General features: G+C 57.5%; 17 protein-coding genes and 2 pseudogenes. 11 read left to right on the top strand and 8 right to left on the bottom strand.

The features are described 5' to 3' along the window. Positions 1–107: 107 nt before the first annotated feature. Positions 108–623, top strand: a pseudogene (locus tag QTL96_RS15060) (LysR substrate-binding domain-containing protein); the annotation flags it as partial. A gap of 462 nt (positions 624–1,085) precedes the next feature. Then, positions 1,086–1,508, top strand: coding sequence for a hypothetical protein (locus QTL96_RS15055; RefSeq protein WP_289728243.1), 423 nt, complete (start codon positions 1,086–1,088; stop codon positions 1,506–1,508). A gap of 119 nt (positions 1,509–1,627) precedes the next feature. Here the strand turns inward: QTL96_RS15055 and QTL96_RS15050 are convergent, their stop codons facing one another. Then, positions 1,628–4,471 (bottom strand): autotransporter outer membrane beta-barrel domain-containing protein, encoded by a 2,844-nt coding sequence (locus QTL96_RS15050; protein WP_289728242.1) that lies wholly within the window; start codon positions 4,469–4,471, stop codon positions 1,628–1,630. A 102-nt stretch (positions 4,472–4,573) separates the two neighbouring features. On the opposite strand from QTL96_RS15050, the gene QTL96_RS15045 reads away from it, so the two are divergent. Beyond that, positions 4,574–5,302 carry an IS110 family transposase gene (locus QTL96_RS15045; protein ID WP_289728241.1) on the top strand — a complete coding sequence of 243 codons (729 nt, stop codon included), beginning with the start codon at positions 4,574–4,576 and terminating at the stop codon, positions 5,300–5,302. Between the two features lie 296 nt (positions 5,303–5,598). Here the strand turns inward: QTL96_RS15045 and QTL96_RS15040 are convergent. After that, a pseudogene (locus QTL96_RS15040) lies at positions 5,599–5,761 on the bottom strand (integrase); the annotation flags it as partial. A 255-nt stretch (positions 5,762–6,016) separates the two neighbouring features. On the opposite strand from QTL96_RS15040, the gene QTL96_RS15035 reads away from it, so the two are divergent. Next, a complete protein-coding gene (locus tag QTL96_RS15035; RefSeq protein ID WP_112819128.1) occupies positions 6,017–6,259 on the top strand; it encodes a DUF982 domain-containing protein in 243 nt (80 codons plus the stop codon). 291 nt (positions 6,260–6,550) lie between these two features. Next, the gene (locus QTL96_RS31285) at positions 6,551–6,805 is read left to right on the top strand and encodes an isochorismatase family protein (protein WP_354669139.1); all 255 of its coding nucleotides are present in this window, start codon (positions 6,551–6,553) and stop codon (positions 6,803–6,805) included. A gap of 699 nt (positions 6,806–7,504) precedes the next feature. Here QTL96_RS31285 and QTL96_RS15030 read toward each other — a convergent pair. Genes QTL96_RS15030 through QTL96_RS15020 form a run of 3 tightly spaced genes read right to left on the bottom strand, consistent with a single transcriptional unit; the run spans position 7,505 to position 8,259 of the window. Continuing rightward, on the bottom strand, positions 7,505–7,804 hold the full coding sequence (locus QTL96_RS15030) for a DUF2934 domain-containing protein (RefSeq protein ID WP_289728240.1): 300 nt from the start codon (positions 7,802–7,804) through the stop codon (positions 7,505–7,507). Positions 7,805–7,852: 48 nt separating this feature from the next. Continuing rightward, positions 7,853–8,035: a hypothetical protein gene (locus QTL96_RS15025; RefSeq protein ID WP_289728239.1), complete on the bottom strand. Its 183-nt coding sequence runs from the start codon at positions 8,033–8,035 to the stop codon at positions 7,853–7,855. A 44-nt stretch (positions 8,036–8,079) separates the two neighbouring features. Then, positions 8,080–8,259, bottom strand: coding sequence for a hypothetical protein (locus QTL96_RS15020; protein WP_289728238.1), 180 nt, complete (start codon positions 8,257–8,259; stop codon positions 8,080–8,082). A gap of 214 nt (positions 8,260–8,473) precedes the next feature. Here QTL96_RS15020 and QTL96_RS15015 point away from each other — a divergent pair, with 214 nt between their 5' ends. The 6 genes from QTL96_RS15015 (at position 8,474) to QTL96_RS14990 (ending at position 13,161) form a co-directional block, all read left to right on the top strand. Then, positions 8,474–8,680 carry a hypothetical protein gene (locus QTL96_RS15015; protein ID WP_289728237.1) on the top strand — a complete coding sequence of 69 codons (207 nt, stop codon included), beginning with the start codon at positions 8,474–8,476 and terminating at the stop codon, positions 8,678–8,680. Between the two features lie 575 nt (positions 8,681–9,255). Further along, positions 9,256–9,456 carry a hypothetical protein gene (locus QTL96_RS15010; protein WP_289728236.1) on the top strand — a complete coding sequence of 67 codons (201 nt, stop codon included), beginning with the start codon at positions 9,256–9,258 and terminating at the stop codon, positions 9,454–9,456. Between the two features lies 1 nt (position 9,457). Continuing rightward, complete coding sequence (locus tag QTL96_RS15005) at positions 9,458–9,664, top strand: hypothetical protein (protein ID WP_289728235.1); 207 nt, start codon at positions 9,458–9,460, stop codon at positions 9,662–9,664. Positions 9,665–9,987: 323 nt separating this feature from the next. Next, a complete protein-coding gene (locus tag QTL96_RS15000; protein ID WP_289728234.1) occupies positions 9,988–11,349 on the top strand; it encodes a sensor domain-containing diguanylate cyclase in 1,362 nt (453 codons plus the stop codon). Positions 11,350–11,667: 318 nt separating this feature from the next. Next, a complete protein-coding gene (locus tag QTL96_RS14995; RefSeq protein WP_289728233.1) occupies positions 11,668–11,835 on the top strand; it encodes a hypothetical protein in 168 nt (55 codons plus the stop codon). 78 nt (positions 11,836–11,913) lie between these two features. Further along, a complete protein-coding gene (locus tag QTL96_RS14990; RefSeq protein ID WP_289728232.1) occupies positions 11,914–13,161 on the top strand; it encodes an FAD-dependent monooxygenase in 1,248 nt (415 codons plus the stop codon). Positions 13,162–13,551: 390 nt separating this feature from the next. Here QTL96_RS14990 and QTL96_RS14985 read toward each other — a convergent pair whose 3' ends face one another. From QTL96_RS14985 to QTL96_RS14975, 3 genes are all read right to left on the bottom strand, one after another. Next, the gene (locus QTL96_RS14985) at positions 13,552–13,782 is read right to left on the bottom strand and encodes a hypothetical protein (RefSeq protein ID WP_289728231.1); all 231 of its coding nucleotides are present in this window, start codon (positions 13,780–13,782) and stop codon (positions 13,552–13,554) included. Positions 13,783–14,155: 373 nt separating this feature from the next. Then, positions 14,156–15,214, bottom strand: a complete 1,059-nt coding sequence (locus QTL96_RS14980) for a Gfo/Idh/MocA family oxidoreductase (RefSeq protein WP_289728230.1) — start codon at positions 15,212–15,214, stop codon at positions 14,156–14,158. Positions 15,215–15,231: 17 nt separating this feature from the next. Beyond that, positions 15,232–16,722, bottom strand: coding sequence for a GMC oxidoreductase (locus QTL96_RS14975; protein WP_289728229.1), 1,491 nt, complete (start codon positions 16,720–16,722; stop codon positions 15,232–15,234). Positions 16,723–16,823: the final 101 nt, after the last annotated feature.

Raw genomic sequence — 16,823 nt, 5'->3', positions numbered from 1 at the left:
AGCAGCGGTAGAACTCCGTTCGGGCTACGCCCTCTCTTCGTTCCACCGCTGCTGCAACGTCTCATCTTGATTGACGCTTCGTCTCATCTTGGTTGTCGCGCTGCACCGACATCAGCCTCGAACTGAACAGCGACAATGGTTTCCGCAATTTCGTCGACGCTGGTGTCCGTCTCGGCGAGATCCTCGACAAGGACATGATCGCGGTGCGGATCGGACCTGACTGGCGTCTCGTCGCCGTGGCATCCCCGGAGTATCTGGCCGCCCATTCAATACCCCAGTCACCTCAGGACCTGGTGGGGCACAACTGCATCAATCACAGGCAATCGCGTTCCGGAGGTCTGTACGGTTGGGAGTTCGAGAAGGAGGGCCGCGAGGTCCGTGTCAGGGTTGAGGGACAACTGATCTTCAATACGTCGTATGCTTTGATCGATGCTGCGGCGAATGGTTATGGCATTGCCTATGTTCCGGAAGACGTCGTTGCTCGCGAAATTGCCTTGGGACGTCTTGTCCAGGTTCTCGGTGACTGGTCGCCGATGCTCCCCGGCTATTACCTATATTATCCCAGCAGACGTCAGAACTCGCCTGCGTTCAGGATCATCGTCGATGCACTCCGGCAACCCTGATGGTTCAGGGCTTGGACACCTCTTCGAGCCCGACCTGGTGGATAGGCTCGCCGAACTCGTTGAAGCAACGAACAATATCCGGCACGTCTGATGGTACGGACCGTTCGAGCCTGACTTTTCCGGCCTCGTCGATGATTCAAATTGCCACAGAGCGCAGTGACACGTCTAAAGCAGCGTAGAACATCGTCATCTCCCTTCATCCCGGTTTCACCGGGATTGTACTAGGAGCTTGCCGTTTGTGGTACCGCCCGATTACGCATGCTCTTGGCGCTTCTGCGCCAGGAGACCCATTGGCTGAAGCTGCCATCAAACTGCCCACGCGATCGCCCCCAATGTCTCGCGACTGGTGGATCTCCAGCATAAATGCATTGAAGCTTGTGGCTCGGCCACATAAACCCTGCTGGGACAGAATTTTTAATTGCGACAGCCGATCCTGTGTCCTTGGAGCGTGTATCGGTTTGAATGGAAGCTGACGAAGGAATGCAAATGTCGATCACTGTCCAGAAAACAATTCCCGCTGCGCGAATGCATCAGTTCCACCAGATGGTCGAGCGGTGGCTTCAGGAAGGTCCGATCAAGCTCGCAACCAATGCCACGATCACCGCGATGGACAATGCCGCAATCCCGAAGGAAGAACAGGCGGCGATCATCGAGGACCGGGACATCATCATGAAACACAATATGCGGCTTGGCCTGATCAGCGAAGTCTTTGCAGCGGCCATCGAGAAGGCTGTGAAATCATACCGGTCAGGACATGAGGCACAGGACGAGATCGCTCGATTGATCGTGACTGCAATCGGCATCCGTCAGGACGATGAGAGTGAGCTAGTCACGTTCACATTCACTACTCAGAACGAGGCCGATGCTTTCAGCGGGCACGCCTGACGGTAGCTATCGGCGCTTCTGCTGTACAATCGCAACCGACCCCTAAGGCGACATCCGGGCTCGATAGCGGATAATCAACGCGCCGCGAAGCGATCGGCGCGTTGGTTCAAGAACGCGGCTTAGAAGGCCGTGCTAAAGCCGACCGTTCCCTTCAAGCCATAGCTGCCATCGAAGCGCGTGGCGGTCAGTGCCTCCCCATAAAGGTTGTATTTGCCATCGGCCCAGCGGTAGGTGCCACCGACGCCGAATTCGGCGCCGAACTTCTCCGGTTCGAACTTCACGTTGACCTCAGAAACATTCACCGACGTGCCATTGCGGAAATCGTAGGTCAGATTGGCGATCGCATAGACGTGGTTGCGGCTTGCTCCGGCACTGTCATCATAGTCCACGGCCAAGCCGATCCGGCCCTTGGCGGTATCAGCGCGATCAAGGCTGACATGCGCGTTGAAGGGATCGGTAAAGCTGTCGAAGTTGACGGCGTTGTAGGAGAACTGCGCCTGCGGAATGATCGACCAATTGTTGTCGATGGCCATCTTGCGACCAGCTTCGATGCTCAACGCATAGCCATTGCCATCATTGCGATCCACCAGCTTGCCGACTTCGCTAGCCGAGAGATTGGTCGACAGGTGGGCGACCTGTGCCTGACCATCCACATAGGAGCCGTCGCTGCCAATCCAGCTCAGCGTCGCGCCGATGCTGTAGCTATCCGTGTTGTTTTCGCCGTTGCCGAGGGGCGAAGCGATGTTGGCGTGGGTCTGGCCGTACTGGACATTGAGGCCGGCGATCAGCATGCCCTTGAATGTTTCTTCAAGCAACCCGTCGATGCCGACCTGCACCAAATAGCGGTTGCTGTCATAAGACATGTCCGTCGTAGAATTGCCCTCGGCGTGGTCATGCGCGCCTTCGATGCGGGTCCAGAAATTGCGCGGCCCTGTAAAGCCATCTGGCGAGCCGACAGTGTCGTCCTGCTCCGACCAATAACGGTCGCCCACGCGCTGCCTGAGCGTCGGCAGGTCGGTCATCCCAAGCAGAACGATCGGATAGCTCTCATAGACGGGCACGGTCGGCGCAAGGCTGACAGTCCGCAGATACCAGTCGCCGTCAGCTGGGTCCGTGATGCCGTTCTGGAAGAGACCGTAGCGATAGGCTCCCCCGATCGCCGGCGCCCCGAGCACGAAGACATCGGAGGCCGATACGCCTGCAACGTCGACGATCTTGATACCATCGCCGGTCGTCTCGCCGCCATAACCGCTAAGGTTGGTCACGAACACCCTCGTCGCGTCGGTCCCGAGGATGGTGTCGCCAGTCACGGTTAGAAGATCGGCGGGCGAGGCGTCGTCGTAGAGTGCCGCCTCGATCAGAAGGGCGCCCCCATTGCTCGTGTAGTTGCCGCCGATCGTCAGTGTGCCGATCCCGATGATGCCCGGGGCGATGGAGCCGCCCGAATTGTTTGTCGTATCGCCAACAGTGCCAACGCCGCCGAGCGTTCCGCCGTTGGTCTCGACAGTGCCGCCAAGGATGCCGTTCACCTCCAGCATACCGCCATAGATGCTTGCCAGGCCGGAAAATCCCGTTTGGTCGGCATTGAAGATGGTACGTCCTGCATATTGGTTGATCGCGCCGCTGCCGTTGATTGGCGTGTCGAAAACGTAGCCGGTTTCGGTGTGATTGAAATTGATCTCTGCGCTGGCCGCGAGCGTGATCGCCGAAGCGGCAAGCGTGCCTGCCGCAGTCGCCGCAGCACCTACGACGCCACCGATGTTCAGCGAGGCGTTGCTGCTCGCAAGAGGCCCACCTAAAACAATTGCGGACGTGCCGCCGTTGATGATCACCTGACCGTCGTTGGCAATGGTTACGATACCGGTGCCTCTTGTCCCCACTGTCATTGTGGTTGCTCGTAGTTCCGATCCGTCGCCGGAGACTAGCACATTGAAGTTTGGAGTGACCGCATTCGTCGTCGTCGCAACGTTGACAGTCGTGGCGGTTACAACGCCGCCGTCCAGAACTGACAACGAGCCGCTTTGCATCGCGAGCGTTGTCCCGGTTGTCCATTCGGAGCCATCCCCCGACACTACGACCATGGCGTTCGCTCCGGCGTATCCGAGATTTCCGATACTACCGAACGAGGTTTGTCCGGTAATGTTGACGACACCGCCGTCAAGCACGTTGATGTAGGAGATACCGGCAACAGAGGCGAAAGAGGCTGCCGCCAACGTAGAGCCAGCGCCAAGGACGTTTACGGTTGCAGTGCCGAGCGAGGACGTCTTGTGAAGCGTGACGCCCCCTGCCGATGTGAACCTAGCGCCGTCCTGGATGGTAAATGTCGAGACACTTCCGACTCCGCCACTGAGTTGATTGGCATCGGTACCAGTGGCTTGGACGCGCGTGCCCGCACCGGAGATAGTAAGGGATGCTTCCGATCCGGTTGTTCCAGCGAGGTCAAGCTGGGCCAGTGTGCCACCGGAGGATGTTCCGTAGGTGACGTTTGCGCCACCCGCAATGACGGTTGAGCCATCGCTCAAAGTCACTCGGGTAATTCCAGTTGCCGTGTCTTGGAGGTAGAGCGTTCCATCACCGGTCTTTGTCAGAACCGAAGCGGAATTCGCGGCGACGCCAGAAAAGGTGAGCGTAGCACCAGCAGCAATATTGAAGGCACTGCTGCCAGAAAAGGTGAGAATGTAGCCGCTGGTCTCGACCGTAATGTTCTTGGCCGCGACGGTCGGGAACGGGCTGGCGAGTGAGAAACTGCTCGTAAGCGTGATAGTTGAAGACGCATCCGGGCTCGCCTGCGCATCGGCGATCGCTTGATAGAGTTGGGCTTCGGTCGATACGAAAAAGGTGGCGGCCGAAGCGGCATGTACGCTAAATCCGAGGGCAAGAGCTCCTATTGAGACCCCCGAGAGAAATCCAAGCTTGCGGTTTGCTTCTCTGACAAAACCCCGCGTCCCAAAGCCCGAGCCCATCGCCTATCCTCATGCAAATGCCACTGAATTTGCTACCTATAGGCGATCTGAATTTTTGATAATTGTAAGTTTTTGCAGGTACTTAATTAGATAAGCGGCGTCATGCGGATTGTCGCTGTGGTTGATGAAATCTTAATCTCACGACGCTGCGCTAGCCAAAGGGAGAAGGCCAGACAGAGGGCTTACGGACGGCTGCTATTGACCATCAACGCTGTACGTGCCCATCTCGCCGAGTTCGGAATCGTTGCGGGGATCGGTCGTAACGGACTGATTGAGCTTCTACATCTCATTCGCGAAGGTGAAAAACCTGAGATACCAGCCGAAGCATGTTTATGTCTTGCCGCCTTGGCCGACCAGGTCGATCTCTTGAAGCAGCGAATACTGGAACTGGATCGGCAGATCATGAAGTGGCACCGTGCCCATGATCTCAGCCGCAAGCTCGAAGGGATTCCAGGTGTTGGTCCATTGGTAGCAACAGCACTGGCTGCCAGCGTTCCCGACCCTAGCGTCTTCCGTTCCGGTCGTGATTTGAGTGCCTGGATTGGCTTGGTCCCGAAGCAAAACTCTAGCGGCGGCAAGGAGAAACTCGGAGGGATCAGCAAGGCTGGGAACCGATATCTACGGCAGTTACTGGTGGTCGGAGCAATGGCGGTGATCAAGCGAGCCAAGTTATTGGGTTATGCCCGCCATCCTTGGCTGGTCTCATTGATGGAGCGCCGATCTACGAAGGTCGCCGCCGTAGCGCTCGCCAACAAAATGGCGCGGGTTGCTTGGGCAATCATGACCCGAAACGAACCCTATAGAGCACTGCCGGTCGTCGCCGGGAATTGATACACGGCGCATGCGCCGTGAACGTCGTTGGTAAGAGCAGGAGACTATAACGCACCTACGCCAGTCGGCCCAAGGAGAGGGACAACCCATTTCGCGCCAGGCGCTTCGAGCGCGGGCTATTGACCGGGACCCAATCCGCGGAGAGCATTATGGCCAGCGGCCTCGTTCTGTGCCGCATCCAAAGGCCGGACACATGGCAGCTCCGACCAGCAATGTGCAAAAAAGTCGACAAAACTCTTGCCAAACCGGAGCCGTCCACACATGGCGCGAGGGAGACCACTGGCTATTGCCGGTGGTCATCTGCCTTCCAGCTCGATCTGCTCGGCGGTCCTGAGCACGTCGATCACCTCGACGCCAAAGTAGCGGACGGTGCTTTCTAGCTTTTCGTGACCAAGCAGTATCTGGACAGCCCGGAGAAATCTGCGCCACCATCATTCTCCTCATTGAGTGCGTGCCATACCCCCATCCACCGCATGCTTGATCCTACGTGGCGGTGAGACTGCCGGCACGGTGTATCTGTCACCCGTCTCCCGTCACCAATCTGGTCCTCCCCGTGATCTCCATATTGTCCGGAATAGTAGTGTTCGCCTAGCCAGCGCCCTTGGGTAAAGTTTTTCGTCTGTAACCGTACCAACGGAATTGGGGCCTTTGCTAATGGGTGCTGCTCCCTAGATATTGTCGCAGACGAGTATTTCGCGTCGTCGGGAGGATAGAATGCCGAATAATGATTGGAACGCACCAGTAGCCGTTAATTTTCCGCATCAGGAACAGAAGCTTGTTGGCGGTCCGTTTGAAGCCATGACCTGCCTTACTGACAGATGGCCAAATATGAGCGGTCTTAAGTTTTTACGAGCGCGTATGGCATGCAAAGCCGCTCTGGACGGTCGCCTTAGTGCGGACGACGCGCGGGTGATCTTTGTCGAGGCGGTTGGCGAAGCAGGCGGCAAAGCGCACTAAACCATACTCCTTGATAAGAGTGCCATTTGGATCGGGTCGCGATTGAGACCGCTCGCGTCGGTGGGATCGCGCGTGAGCTTCTCGCCTCCACAACTGCCGCTCTCAGCGCGTTCTTTGGCTCATTGAAGAACTTGGTGTCTACGGCATCCGCTTTTTCAAGCGCAATAAGGATATGTCTGCTCCAGCCGAGTGAAAGACCGTCCATGCTCTGGGAAGTCTCCGATCGTAGACAACCTTGGTACCCCTGACGGTCGCGTAGTGTTAGTCGACACTAGGGCCGGTAATGCAGAGATGCTCGGCGCACGGAAGGCTGATTGCGAAAAATGGGGTCAAATGACACTGGATCACATACCATGCGATCTGGTCGACCTTTTGGCATCGCTAGCCCGATTTGTCTCGCCGGCGCGACTATTTGATAGACGGACCATCTCACCGTGGATTGACGGTCGCCTTCACCAACTTCTAACTCGAGATGGCGTCGATACCCTTATCTTTAAGGGAGGAGAAACAGATGTTTGTGCCTCGCGAATTTCATCGGTGCAGTGAACCTCGGTTACAGTGCTATCATTCCTTGTGAGACGGTTTGTAGTGGAGCGGATGCCACACAAGATTTCACCTTGCAGCTCCACGGGGCGAGGTTTTCGGTGCAGGTGGAGATGACTTCCACGGAAGAGATCCTTGCGAGGATCGGCTGAGTGCCCGGCGGCGTCCCGCCAACCGTTGCCTGCAACCTTATCAAATACCGCATTGTGGCTGTGAGGCGATATGAGGAACCGTATCAGCTGAGCCGAGTTAACAAGCGCGTCTTTGAACAAGAAGTGTATGGGGTCACATGAGCAAGGTTGCGCTAACCACGGCTGCAGGTTCGGGAATTGGCAGGGCCACGGCCCGATCACTTGCGTTGGAAAGATACTGCGTCGGTTTGCTCGGGGCACAGCCAGGACGATCTTGAAGAAGTCATGCTTGAAATCGCAAAGAGAGGTGGCAACTCTTGCGTCTTGAATGCCGATATAGCCGATCTAAGGCAGATGGAAGAAGCGTCACGCGAACTCGTCCACCGATACGGTCGACTTGACGTCGTCGTTGAAACGCCGGGATCAACGGCGCTTGGGGCCCCCATAGATGATCTATAACGCTGGAGGAATGGAACAAGACCATCTCTACAAGTCGCGCCACATCACCGGATCGCCGATCTGGATCGATGGCGGGCAGGGGCTTTTGCGATGAGAGGCCGATGGAACTCCGTCACGGTCCTTCAGTCTGTCGAATTTTTCTCCGAGCCGGCTCCCGGCCAGTCGTTATCTCCACGACAGGCACCGTCGTTGCAGCCTCCGATACAATCGGCTCGCGCTCGCGCCGCTGTTTGACCTCGTCTTCGCGGTCATCCTCGTCTAGTAGCTCTTGAAGCGTTTCGTGAGTTTCATCACCAGAAAGTTCGTCGGCGGCCTGGAGCCAGTGCCGCAAATCCGCCCCTTCCGGCTGTCCTTCGTCAAGCCAGATTTCATAGGCGCGCGTCCTAATATGTTCTTGCAAGTCTTTTCCCATGTCTGGCTTCCCTTTTGGCTCGAGCAGGGCTTTGTCCGGAGGGACGATCTAAACCTCACCAGCAGGCAGCTTTCCGGAAGCATCCTTGAAGCCTTCCTTCGCTTCCTCGGCAAGTTCAGCTTCGCCCCGCAGTGGGTTTGCTTCAGTTCCCTGCGAGGGCTTATGAGCCTGCGGGATGGGCCTTTGCTCCCGGGATATGGTTCGATCCGAAATACTCTTGTCGCGTTCCATCGTGTTCCTCCATGCAAATGCCGTGTTCGAAGCTATCCGGCCTTTCAGTCTTCGATCTCAGCGTCAACGCTCTTACGAAGTGCGTCCATCATATTGACGACGTTGGACGCGGCAGCGGCGCTCTTGCTTTTTGCCGATTTCCCCGGCTTGAGCACTTGTCCGCGATCAGCCGCAGCAAAGCCTGCTGTATCGGGTCCCTCACCATCTCTGGCGATTGTTGCCATGACGTATACTCCGAATCCTTTTGATGACGACTCAAGCACTGAGGAGGTAATTCGTTCCGACCCGAAGCGAATCATTTTCAACGGCTTAGTCCAGTTTGCGAGGCGATGATCTAAACTGCACAGTTGAACCGCTGTTAAAGGGGCAAGCATGCATAATGCATCTATTTCCGCGCCCCAGCGTTTCGGATGCAGGAGAAGATGAGAGGAGATTTTCATGACCGAGGAGACTGGAAGACTGCGGCTTAAGCTGGAGCAACTGGTCGATGAGTTCGTCTTAGCCGGTTTAGCAGCACCGGAAGTGCTAGCCATCATCGAAGCTGAAATTGGAGATATGAAGGTGCTTTATGCGCGCGACCCGGATCCGGCCGACGATCCTCACGTCGTAGAGGAACCGTCTAATGACTGGCCAGGCGCATCGTGACTTGTTCAATGATGTTCCTGAAGACACAGCCCTAGCGAGGGTTTGCGAGGTTCCTCTCAGACCATCACCAGAAGCGGAAACCTTTCTCGCACTTTCAGAACGAAAAGTGCCCCGCTGGAAAGCGGGGCAAAAAACTGAACCATGAAATCGAAGCGGCTTGTTAAGCCACTTTGACTTTTATGTGCAAAACATTGATGATCAAGCTATTATTAGAGTACGTTATCGTACGATGAGCTGACGTTGACTGTCCAAGAAGCGTTTCAGCTAAATGTTCGACGAGCAGGTGCGGTGATAGACTATCGCACCTTTACCAGAGCCTCTCATCGAGCGCGACATGAGTTGCCGTTGTCTGGCAAATTGCCGTGTACAAGTAGGAAAACCAGCTCTCGGCAGCACACGTCCATCCTGTCTCATGCAAATTACGGGAAATTAGCGGGACCAAGATGTTTGCCACCCTGTAACGTCGTCAGAAGAAAATTATGACCGCGCGAGGTGATTTCTACAGCCGCTTTAGCGACGTCTAGGAACTACCGTCAATTCCGAAGGTTACTTGTTATACAGGAAGGAGGAATGTCATGGGAATGAACAAGCCAAAGGATGGTGCGCCCGGCACCACGGACCAATCGCCTAGATGGGAGGGCTCGCAGGAAAATACTCCGCCGGGCTACATGCCGGCGAAAGACGATCCCGACAGCGCTCGGGACGCCAACGGAGAAACCAACAGCGATCCGGGGGTCAAGAAGATCTCAGATGGATTCAAGCAAAAAGGCGAGTGACATGTCTAAAGTCGAGAAGGATGCCGAAGGCCAGTTTGCCAAGTCGGTAGCTGATCGGAAATCGACCGGCGTTCACAGCGCCAAGCCGACCGTCATTACCGGCTCTGAGGACGCGACGATACATAAGGTGCCTCCGGGCGGAAAGCCCGTCAAGGACTGGGATATGAACTTCGATCCCGCAGACGAGAACGAAGGCAGGATGCGGTAGGGCGGCGTGGCGAAGCCGCGCACACCCACGCGGCTCTGTGCCATTGATGTTTGCGGCTAAGCGGATGCTGACCAAAGATCGGCACTACGAGGCAGACGTATCCAAACGGGAGGAGATCGATCCAATGAGATTGTCCTGCCATCATCGGATCTGGCGATAGTTATCGATCCTTGCAGATAACCCCGCGTCGACGTCTGCTTCGGTGTCCATGCCGATTCCGAATGGTCAAACGCGGGAAAACTCCGCGCGTTCCGGCGGGATTGTGAGCATTTGCGCTCACATTCCTGCCTGCTCCGTCACGATCCGCACAGGGATAGCCTTTGATGCCGGCGCTGCCGGAACGACCTTCGTCTCCTAAACGTTGTTCTTCGTCTACAGGAGACGCCCTAATGACAAGACCGGACGAAATAGCTCCGCTCCAAGGCGCTTCGGAAACACCGCCGGAGGAGCGTGTAAGGCTGTTCGACAATGCATTCGAAACTGCGATCTTCGGGCTCACTATGATCTTACCCGACGGCCGGATAGTCAAAGCGAACAGAAGATTTGCCGAACTTGTGGGACGTGACCAGTGCTCGCTTGAAGGCATGTCTTTCTCGGAACTCACACATCCCGGAGACGTAGCTCCCAGCTTGTCGTTGTTTGATGACGTCCTGACCGGTCGCCGCGACGGCTATCGGACTGACAAGCGGTACGTGCGACCAGATAGGTCAGTTGTAGAGACCGTACTGACGGTCACTGCAATGCGTCGCGAAAGCGGCGAACTGGTCCGTATCCTTTGCCAGATCGAGGATGTCACCGAGCTTCGGAAAGTCGAGCGAGCCCTCACAGAAAGGGCAACACAGCTCGAACTTGCAATGGAAGCGCTGCGGGGCGGCTTCTGGGACATGGACGTTCCGACACGAGCGTTCCAGACCTCTGAACGGCTCGCGCGCTTTATCGGCGGCCCGGAGGCAGCACGAATGGACCTCGAGGCCTATCTGGCGAAAGTGAACCCTGAGGACTATCGCGCAACCGATCTTACGCCGTTGCTCGAGGGTGAGGTCGACAAGTCCGTTGCAGAATATCGACTACACACCGTGGCGGGCGAGCGCTGGATGCGTTGCGACCGTCGCCTGCTGCGCGACGACGTCGGGAGCCCGATGCGCATCATCGGTGTCGTTATCGATTTTACCGAAGAGCATCTCCGTCGGCAGACGCTTGAGATGGACGCCGACACGGATCAATTGACGACGCTATATAACCGGCGTGGGATTTTGAAGAAGTTCCAGAGGCTTGACCGGGCCAATGGTGTCCTTGTGGTGACCATCGACCTGGACGGCTTCAAGGAAATCAACGATGCGTTCGGTCATTCAGCGGGCGATCTTGTACTGATCGAGACCGCCGAGCGCCTCAAGGCTGCCGTTAGACCCCACGATGCTGTGAGCCGGCTCGGCGGGGACGAATTCCTGGTCGTCATGAGTGGAGACGGGAGCATCGCGGATGTCGTCGCAAGGCGCATCGTCGACGCGCTCGCCATGCCGATCGATCTTGCCGAGGGCGTCGTGCTAGCCGAAGGGAGCGTCGGAGCTGCGTGGACGCGCTCGCCTGGCGCATCGCTTGAAGACTTGGCACTCGAGGCTGATCGGTGCCTCTACAAGGCTAAGGCGCTTGGCAAGAAGAATGCGGTCGTGCGCGAGCTGTCGTAAGCGATCGGCTAGGTCGAGCCCCGGCAAATCCTGTGTCCGCGATGCCGCAACCCACCTTATCCCGGCATATGCGGCACCGCGCCGTCCATGGCTCTGGGAAGGCCTTCAGAAGTGAGGACACGAGATCGTCCAAGCTGTCGAGGCTGCTCCCCGTTTCTCGCCGGGAGCGCTCGATCGTCCACAGATACCGGGTTCGCCAGATCCGTCGTCATACGGTCGACCTATCCATGATCATTTGCCGATCCAAACCTTCGGCGATCTTGCTTCGTGCCATGGGTTCACCATCTCAAATGCGTTCTCGAACCTGGAGCACTCGAGATGGAAAACGAAATCTTCGAACTGAATGCCACGACCGAAATAGAAATCCTGCCGCCGGAACGGGAATGCCCTTCAGCTGAGGGTACGACGACGTGCCTGTGTTGCGGACGGCGATCATTTCTGGAAGAGGACGGCTGCGGTATCTGCGAAGAATGCCTGGCGCCATGAGCCGGAACTTCCGCACGTAAAACTCGTTGTCGCCCACACGATCGATCTGGCTTTGCCGCTTTGCAGGGAGACGACACTATGGACGATGAGCTGAGCGAGACGCCCAAGGTGCATCGGGTACTGATTACCGGTGCGAGCGTTGCTGGCAATACGTTTGCCTGGTGGATGTCGCAAAGGGGCTCCGAGGTTACTGTCGTCGAGCGACACCCCGAGTTTCGAGACGGAGGTCAAAACATCGACGTTCGCGGCGCGGGCCGAAAAGTCCTCGCGAAAATGGGAATAGAGGATGCCGTGAAAGAAGCTGGCACGGGCGAGACCGGCATTCGGTTTGTCGACGACAAAAACGATACGGTAGCGCAGTTCGGCTTGAACGAAATCGGCGCGAATGGGCCGACGGCTGAGCTTGAAATCCTGAGAGGAGATTTGGCGCGGATCCTGTTCGAGGCGTGCGGTGAGCACGTGAAGTTCCGCTTCGACGACGCGATCCGTTCCGTCAGACAGGACAGCGAGACGGTCTCCGTTGAGTTTGAGAGCGGCGTTGTCGAGCGCTACGATCTTATCGTGATCGCGGAAGGTGTCGGATCGTCAACCCGAGAATTGGTGTTTCAAGGTGAGAATTCGCCGCGGTGGCTCGACGTCACAATGGGCTATTTCACCATCCCGAAAGCCCCAGACGATAGCGATCTTTGTCGGATCTATACCGCCAGTGAAGGCCTTAGCATCTGGCTTCGGCCGGACAACAAGGGCACGACGCGGGCAATCCTCGTGGTCCAGAAAGAGGCAGACGGTGAGGAAGACCTGGACGGTCCGGGTCAGAAGAACTTCCTGAGGGCGCACTTTGATGGCGTGGAATGGGAAGCGCCGCGCGTCTTAAACGGGCTCGATGCTTCGGATGACCTTTACTTCGACGTGCTTCGGCAGGTGAAGATGGACCGCTGGTCGAAAGGACGAGTTGTGCTCACTGGCGATGCGGCCTGGTGTGCGACGCCGATCGCCGGGATTGGCACGACACTTGCCATCGTCGGGGCCTATGTGCTTGCCGGGGAGTTGTCGAATACCGACGATATTGGGGCAGCACTGAAGCGATATGAGGAAATCATGCGGCCTTTCGTGGAGAAGGGGCAGGGTGTCCCGAAGTTCGCCCCGAAGATGCTTCAGCCGCAAACGCGTGTTGGCGTCGCTCTTCAGCACGCCATACTTAGGATAGTCTCGACGCCAGGTGTCAAGCAGGTAGCGGCCAAGCTTTTGATGCCCAGTGCGGACGATATCGAGCTCCCAGACTATCCCGCGTCCGCCAACGCGTGGTCGCGAGTGCTCCCGGTGTGACTTACTGACCGATGGTAGATCGCTTCGCATTTCACGGCGAGCGTGCCCGCACGGGCTTTTGCCTTATCCACTCGATTATCCGTGGGGCGATCTTTGAAAAGTCTCTTCGTCTTATCGACGCTGATCGCTGAGCGTCGTCGATAGTGGTTTCCCAGATCTCAATCGAGTCTTGGCGTTCATCGAATTTGAGTGCAGGGGGCAGATCTATGCAAATGTTCTGGGATAGCTGGCTATTGCGAGGTGGCCGGGCGAGGCGCTTCGCTTCTGGCGCAGTCCTCATTCTTTTCGGGGCGTCCGGCGGTCTTTCCATCATTGGTCGGCCGAGGGGAGATCTCGTCATCCGCCTGGAGTTTGTCTGGTTCCACGTAGCCTTTGCGGTCATCCATCTTGTCACGTCCGGTTCGCAGTCTGAGGAGCCGGGATGTGATCCTTGGCATCGGCCCTGCCTGTCCGCGGGTCGGTGTCCGTAACGCCATCGCCAGCCTCTCGGCTGTTGCCCATGTTGACCGGTGGGGCGCGCTGCTCGTCGACGTTGGTTTCAGGAAGCTCATCATCCTGAGTGTCCTCGTTCAAGGACTTGGGGGGAAGCTTGGCGGAATTGGGGGTGGCATCGTTCGACATGATTGATCTCCTTCTGGAAAGGAAACCTCGCAGATCAGTATGGGTTCCATTCGGCCTGGTCTCCGGCCGCGGATCGCAACGAATAGGGCCGGTTTCGGTGTCGCAACGAAGAAAACCAAGTCATTCGAAGGCACATCTTTTGTTTCGGATGTGACGGAGAGACTGGCATTGAGTGCCATCGGGCAGGCGCGGATCGCAAAACCAGAGCGGCTCGAACGCCGATAGCGGCAGTGTTACCGGACGTCCGAAATGGCTTGCCCGCCGACCGGCTCAAATGAGCCGTCCGGTACGCGCATTAGAAAGACGATCGCGCCTTGCAACGATGCCCTGAGTGGCGAGGGCTATCGACGGACAAACAACGCCATCCTTGGCGCTAGAGCTTAACGGCCTGACCGGTGCGCACACTTTCGTCTGCCGCAAGGCAGATCTTCAACGAGGTGACGGCGTCGTCCATATGGCGAGTGAGGTCGAGGTCGTCCGTTATGGCTCGATAAACGAAATCCTGCTCGCGGTCGCACAGCATCTGATGGTCTGGCTCATCGTGCATGTCGAGCCAGTCGTCGGATCGTGTAAAGCCGCCCGCCGCATCGGTTGCTGCGTAGTGTACTCGCAGGCGCGAGGTTTTGGTGTGGGCATCAAGGCTTGCGGAGTTGGCGCCTTCGTCCATCACGATCGAGACCGAGCCGTTGGGAGAGATCACGTCTTTGACGAAAAACGCCGTCTCCGACATCATCGGCCCCCATCCGGCCTCATACCAGCCGACGCTGCCATCATCGAACAGCACCTGGAAGTGGCCGTAATTATACATGCCCTTGGGCAGGCCCTGGGCCATTCCGACGCCCATACCACGAACTTCGACCGGCTTGGCATCGGTGATCTGGCACATGACGTCGACATAATGCACGCCGCAATCAACGATCGGCGAAGTCGTCTGCATGATGGAACGATGGATGTCCCAGGCAGCACCACTCGATTGCTGGTTGAGGTTCATTCGAAACACATAAGGACCGCCGAGATCGCGCGATTCTGCAATCATCCGCATCCAGGATGGATGATGGCGCAGGATGTAGCCGATGACGAGCTTACGGCCATTTGCCTTGGCCGCAGCAACGACGCGCTCGGCATCTGCAACATTGGCCGCCAGTGGCTTTTCGACGAAGACGTGGGCGCCGCTTTCAAGCGCTGCAACCGCCATGTCGGCATGGGTATTGGTGTGCGTTGCGACAGCGACGACATCAGGTGAAAATTCGGAAAGTGCTGCGGCAAAATCGGTGCGCAGAGGATAGCCGGAGAGCTCTTGCGGAAGCGTTGGTGTCGAGCGGTTGACGAGACCGACAATCTCGAAGCCGGGATGCGTGTGGTAAGCAAGTGCATGGCTCTTGCCCATCTGGCCAAGGCCGACCACGAGCACTTTGAGTTTTTGATTAGTCATGACATTCGCCTCGTTGTTCAGGCCGCTGTACGGCGGGCATCAGCAATCGCCTTGGCGCCGATGCTGGCAAGCGCGACCGAAAACAGGGTGGGATTGGTCGCGGTTGCCGTGGGAATGACGCCGTTGCCGGCGACATAAAGATTGTCGAAACCCCAGACTTTCGAGGTCTTGTCGCAGACGCTTGTGCCATCGTCTGCCTCACCCATGCGGATTGTGCCCTGAAAATGCAGCGAGGAGCCGACCGGCTGTATGAAGGTGGCAAAGCCCGGCGCCGGCCGGCCAATAATATGGGAAATCTTCAGCGCCTGTCCCTTGGCCTCTTCAAGGCGCGCCTTGTCGCCTTCCGACTGATGCCACTTGATCGAGATGGCGGGCAGACCGAGCCAGTCGGTGCGCTTATCGTCAAAAGTCACACGGTTGTCGGGGCTGATGTCTGAGGACACGAAGACGCCCATTCCGATCGGCTGCCCGACGATATCGCCCGAACGCGGCATGCTATGCAGGCTGGCGGGCGCGATGGTCACCGAATATGGAAATTCCTTTGTGGCCGGGATCCAGTTCATGGCTTTCATCGGCACATCGGTGTCCATCTCGGAAATCTGCGAGACGATGTAGTGGTCATTGAGGTTGCGGCCGAGTGCCTCCGGGCGAATGCCTGACGCGTAAAGAAGCTGCGGCGAATGAAGCGCGTCGCAGGCGACGACGACCGTGCCGGCATTCACGACGTAGGTTTCCCCCGAGCCCGTGCTGGCCAGCTCGACGCCGGTAACGGTCTGGCCATCGTGAATGATGCGGCGGCAGGCCGTCTCCGTCAAAATGGTGAAGCGTTCAGCAGGCTCCGCGACCAGATCGCCAAGCACAACGTCGGTTCCATGATAATGGAGACCCTCAGGCCCCGGCGTGGCGGCAAGCGGCATCGGCTGGACGAAGCGGTCGGGCGTGCGGCCGGGGTTGAAGACTTTGCCCAGACGTTCGCGAAGCGCAGTCGCGGCGGGGTCGCCGGCATTCGGATCTGTGTTGGTGCCGAGAAGCTTGGCCGAAGTGGCAAGTGCGGCCTGCATCTCACTGGAGGGGATGAATGGTACGAGCTCTATTTGCGATGGTACCGGCGTGCCGGTCGACCATTTGGTGCCCATGCCGCCGACATTGGCAGCAGAAAAGCCGGCAAACAGGTTTTCATCCTGGGGGTCGCCTTCATTGGCGATGAAGAGGCCCGACCGGCGCAGAAGCGAACCGTCGAAGCCACCGGCGCGGCGCGCTTCCCATTCTTCCTTGTTAATCGGCATGCGAGGGCTGCGATCGCCGCCCTGGGCCAGGACTTCAAGCGCGCCTCGCTCGTCGAGATCGGCAACATTGTCAAGGTGCGCGCCGGTCTTGGGGAGGATCTGAGGCCCGGCCTCCACCATCACGATGCGAGCTTCTGGCCAGTTGTCGCGAATGATCCTGGCATAGGCCGAGCCGGTTGGACCACTTCCCACAATCACGACGTCCGCGGACTTTATTACCATTCCTGCATGCTCCAAGCACTTCATCTCTTTGATAACAAACAAGGATGTATCGCGGTGATTGTCAATCTCGATGTTGACAGTCTCAACCGCGTTTCCGATGG

The organism is Rhizobium sp. S163 (assembly GCF_030380805.1).
In the GTDB taxonomy this organism is placed as follows: Bacteria; Pseudomonadota; Alphaproteobacteria; order Rhizobiales; family Rhizobiaceae; genus Rhizobium.
The sequence above is the reverse complement of the archived record's forward strand: the minus strand, read 5'-3'. Positions and strand labels throughout refer to the sequence as shown.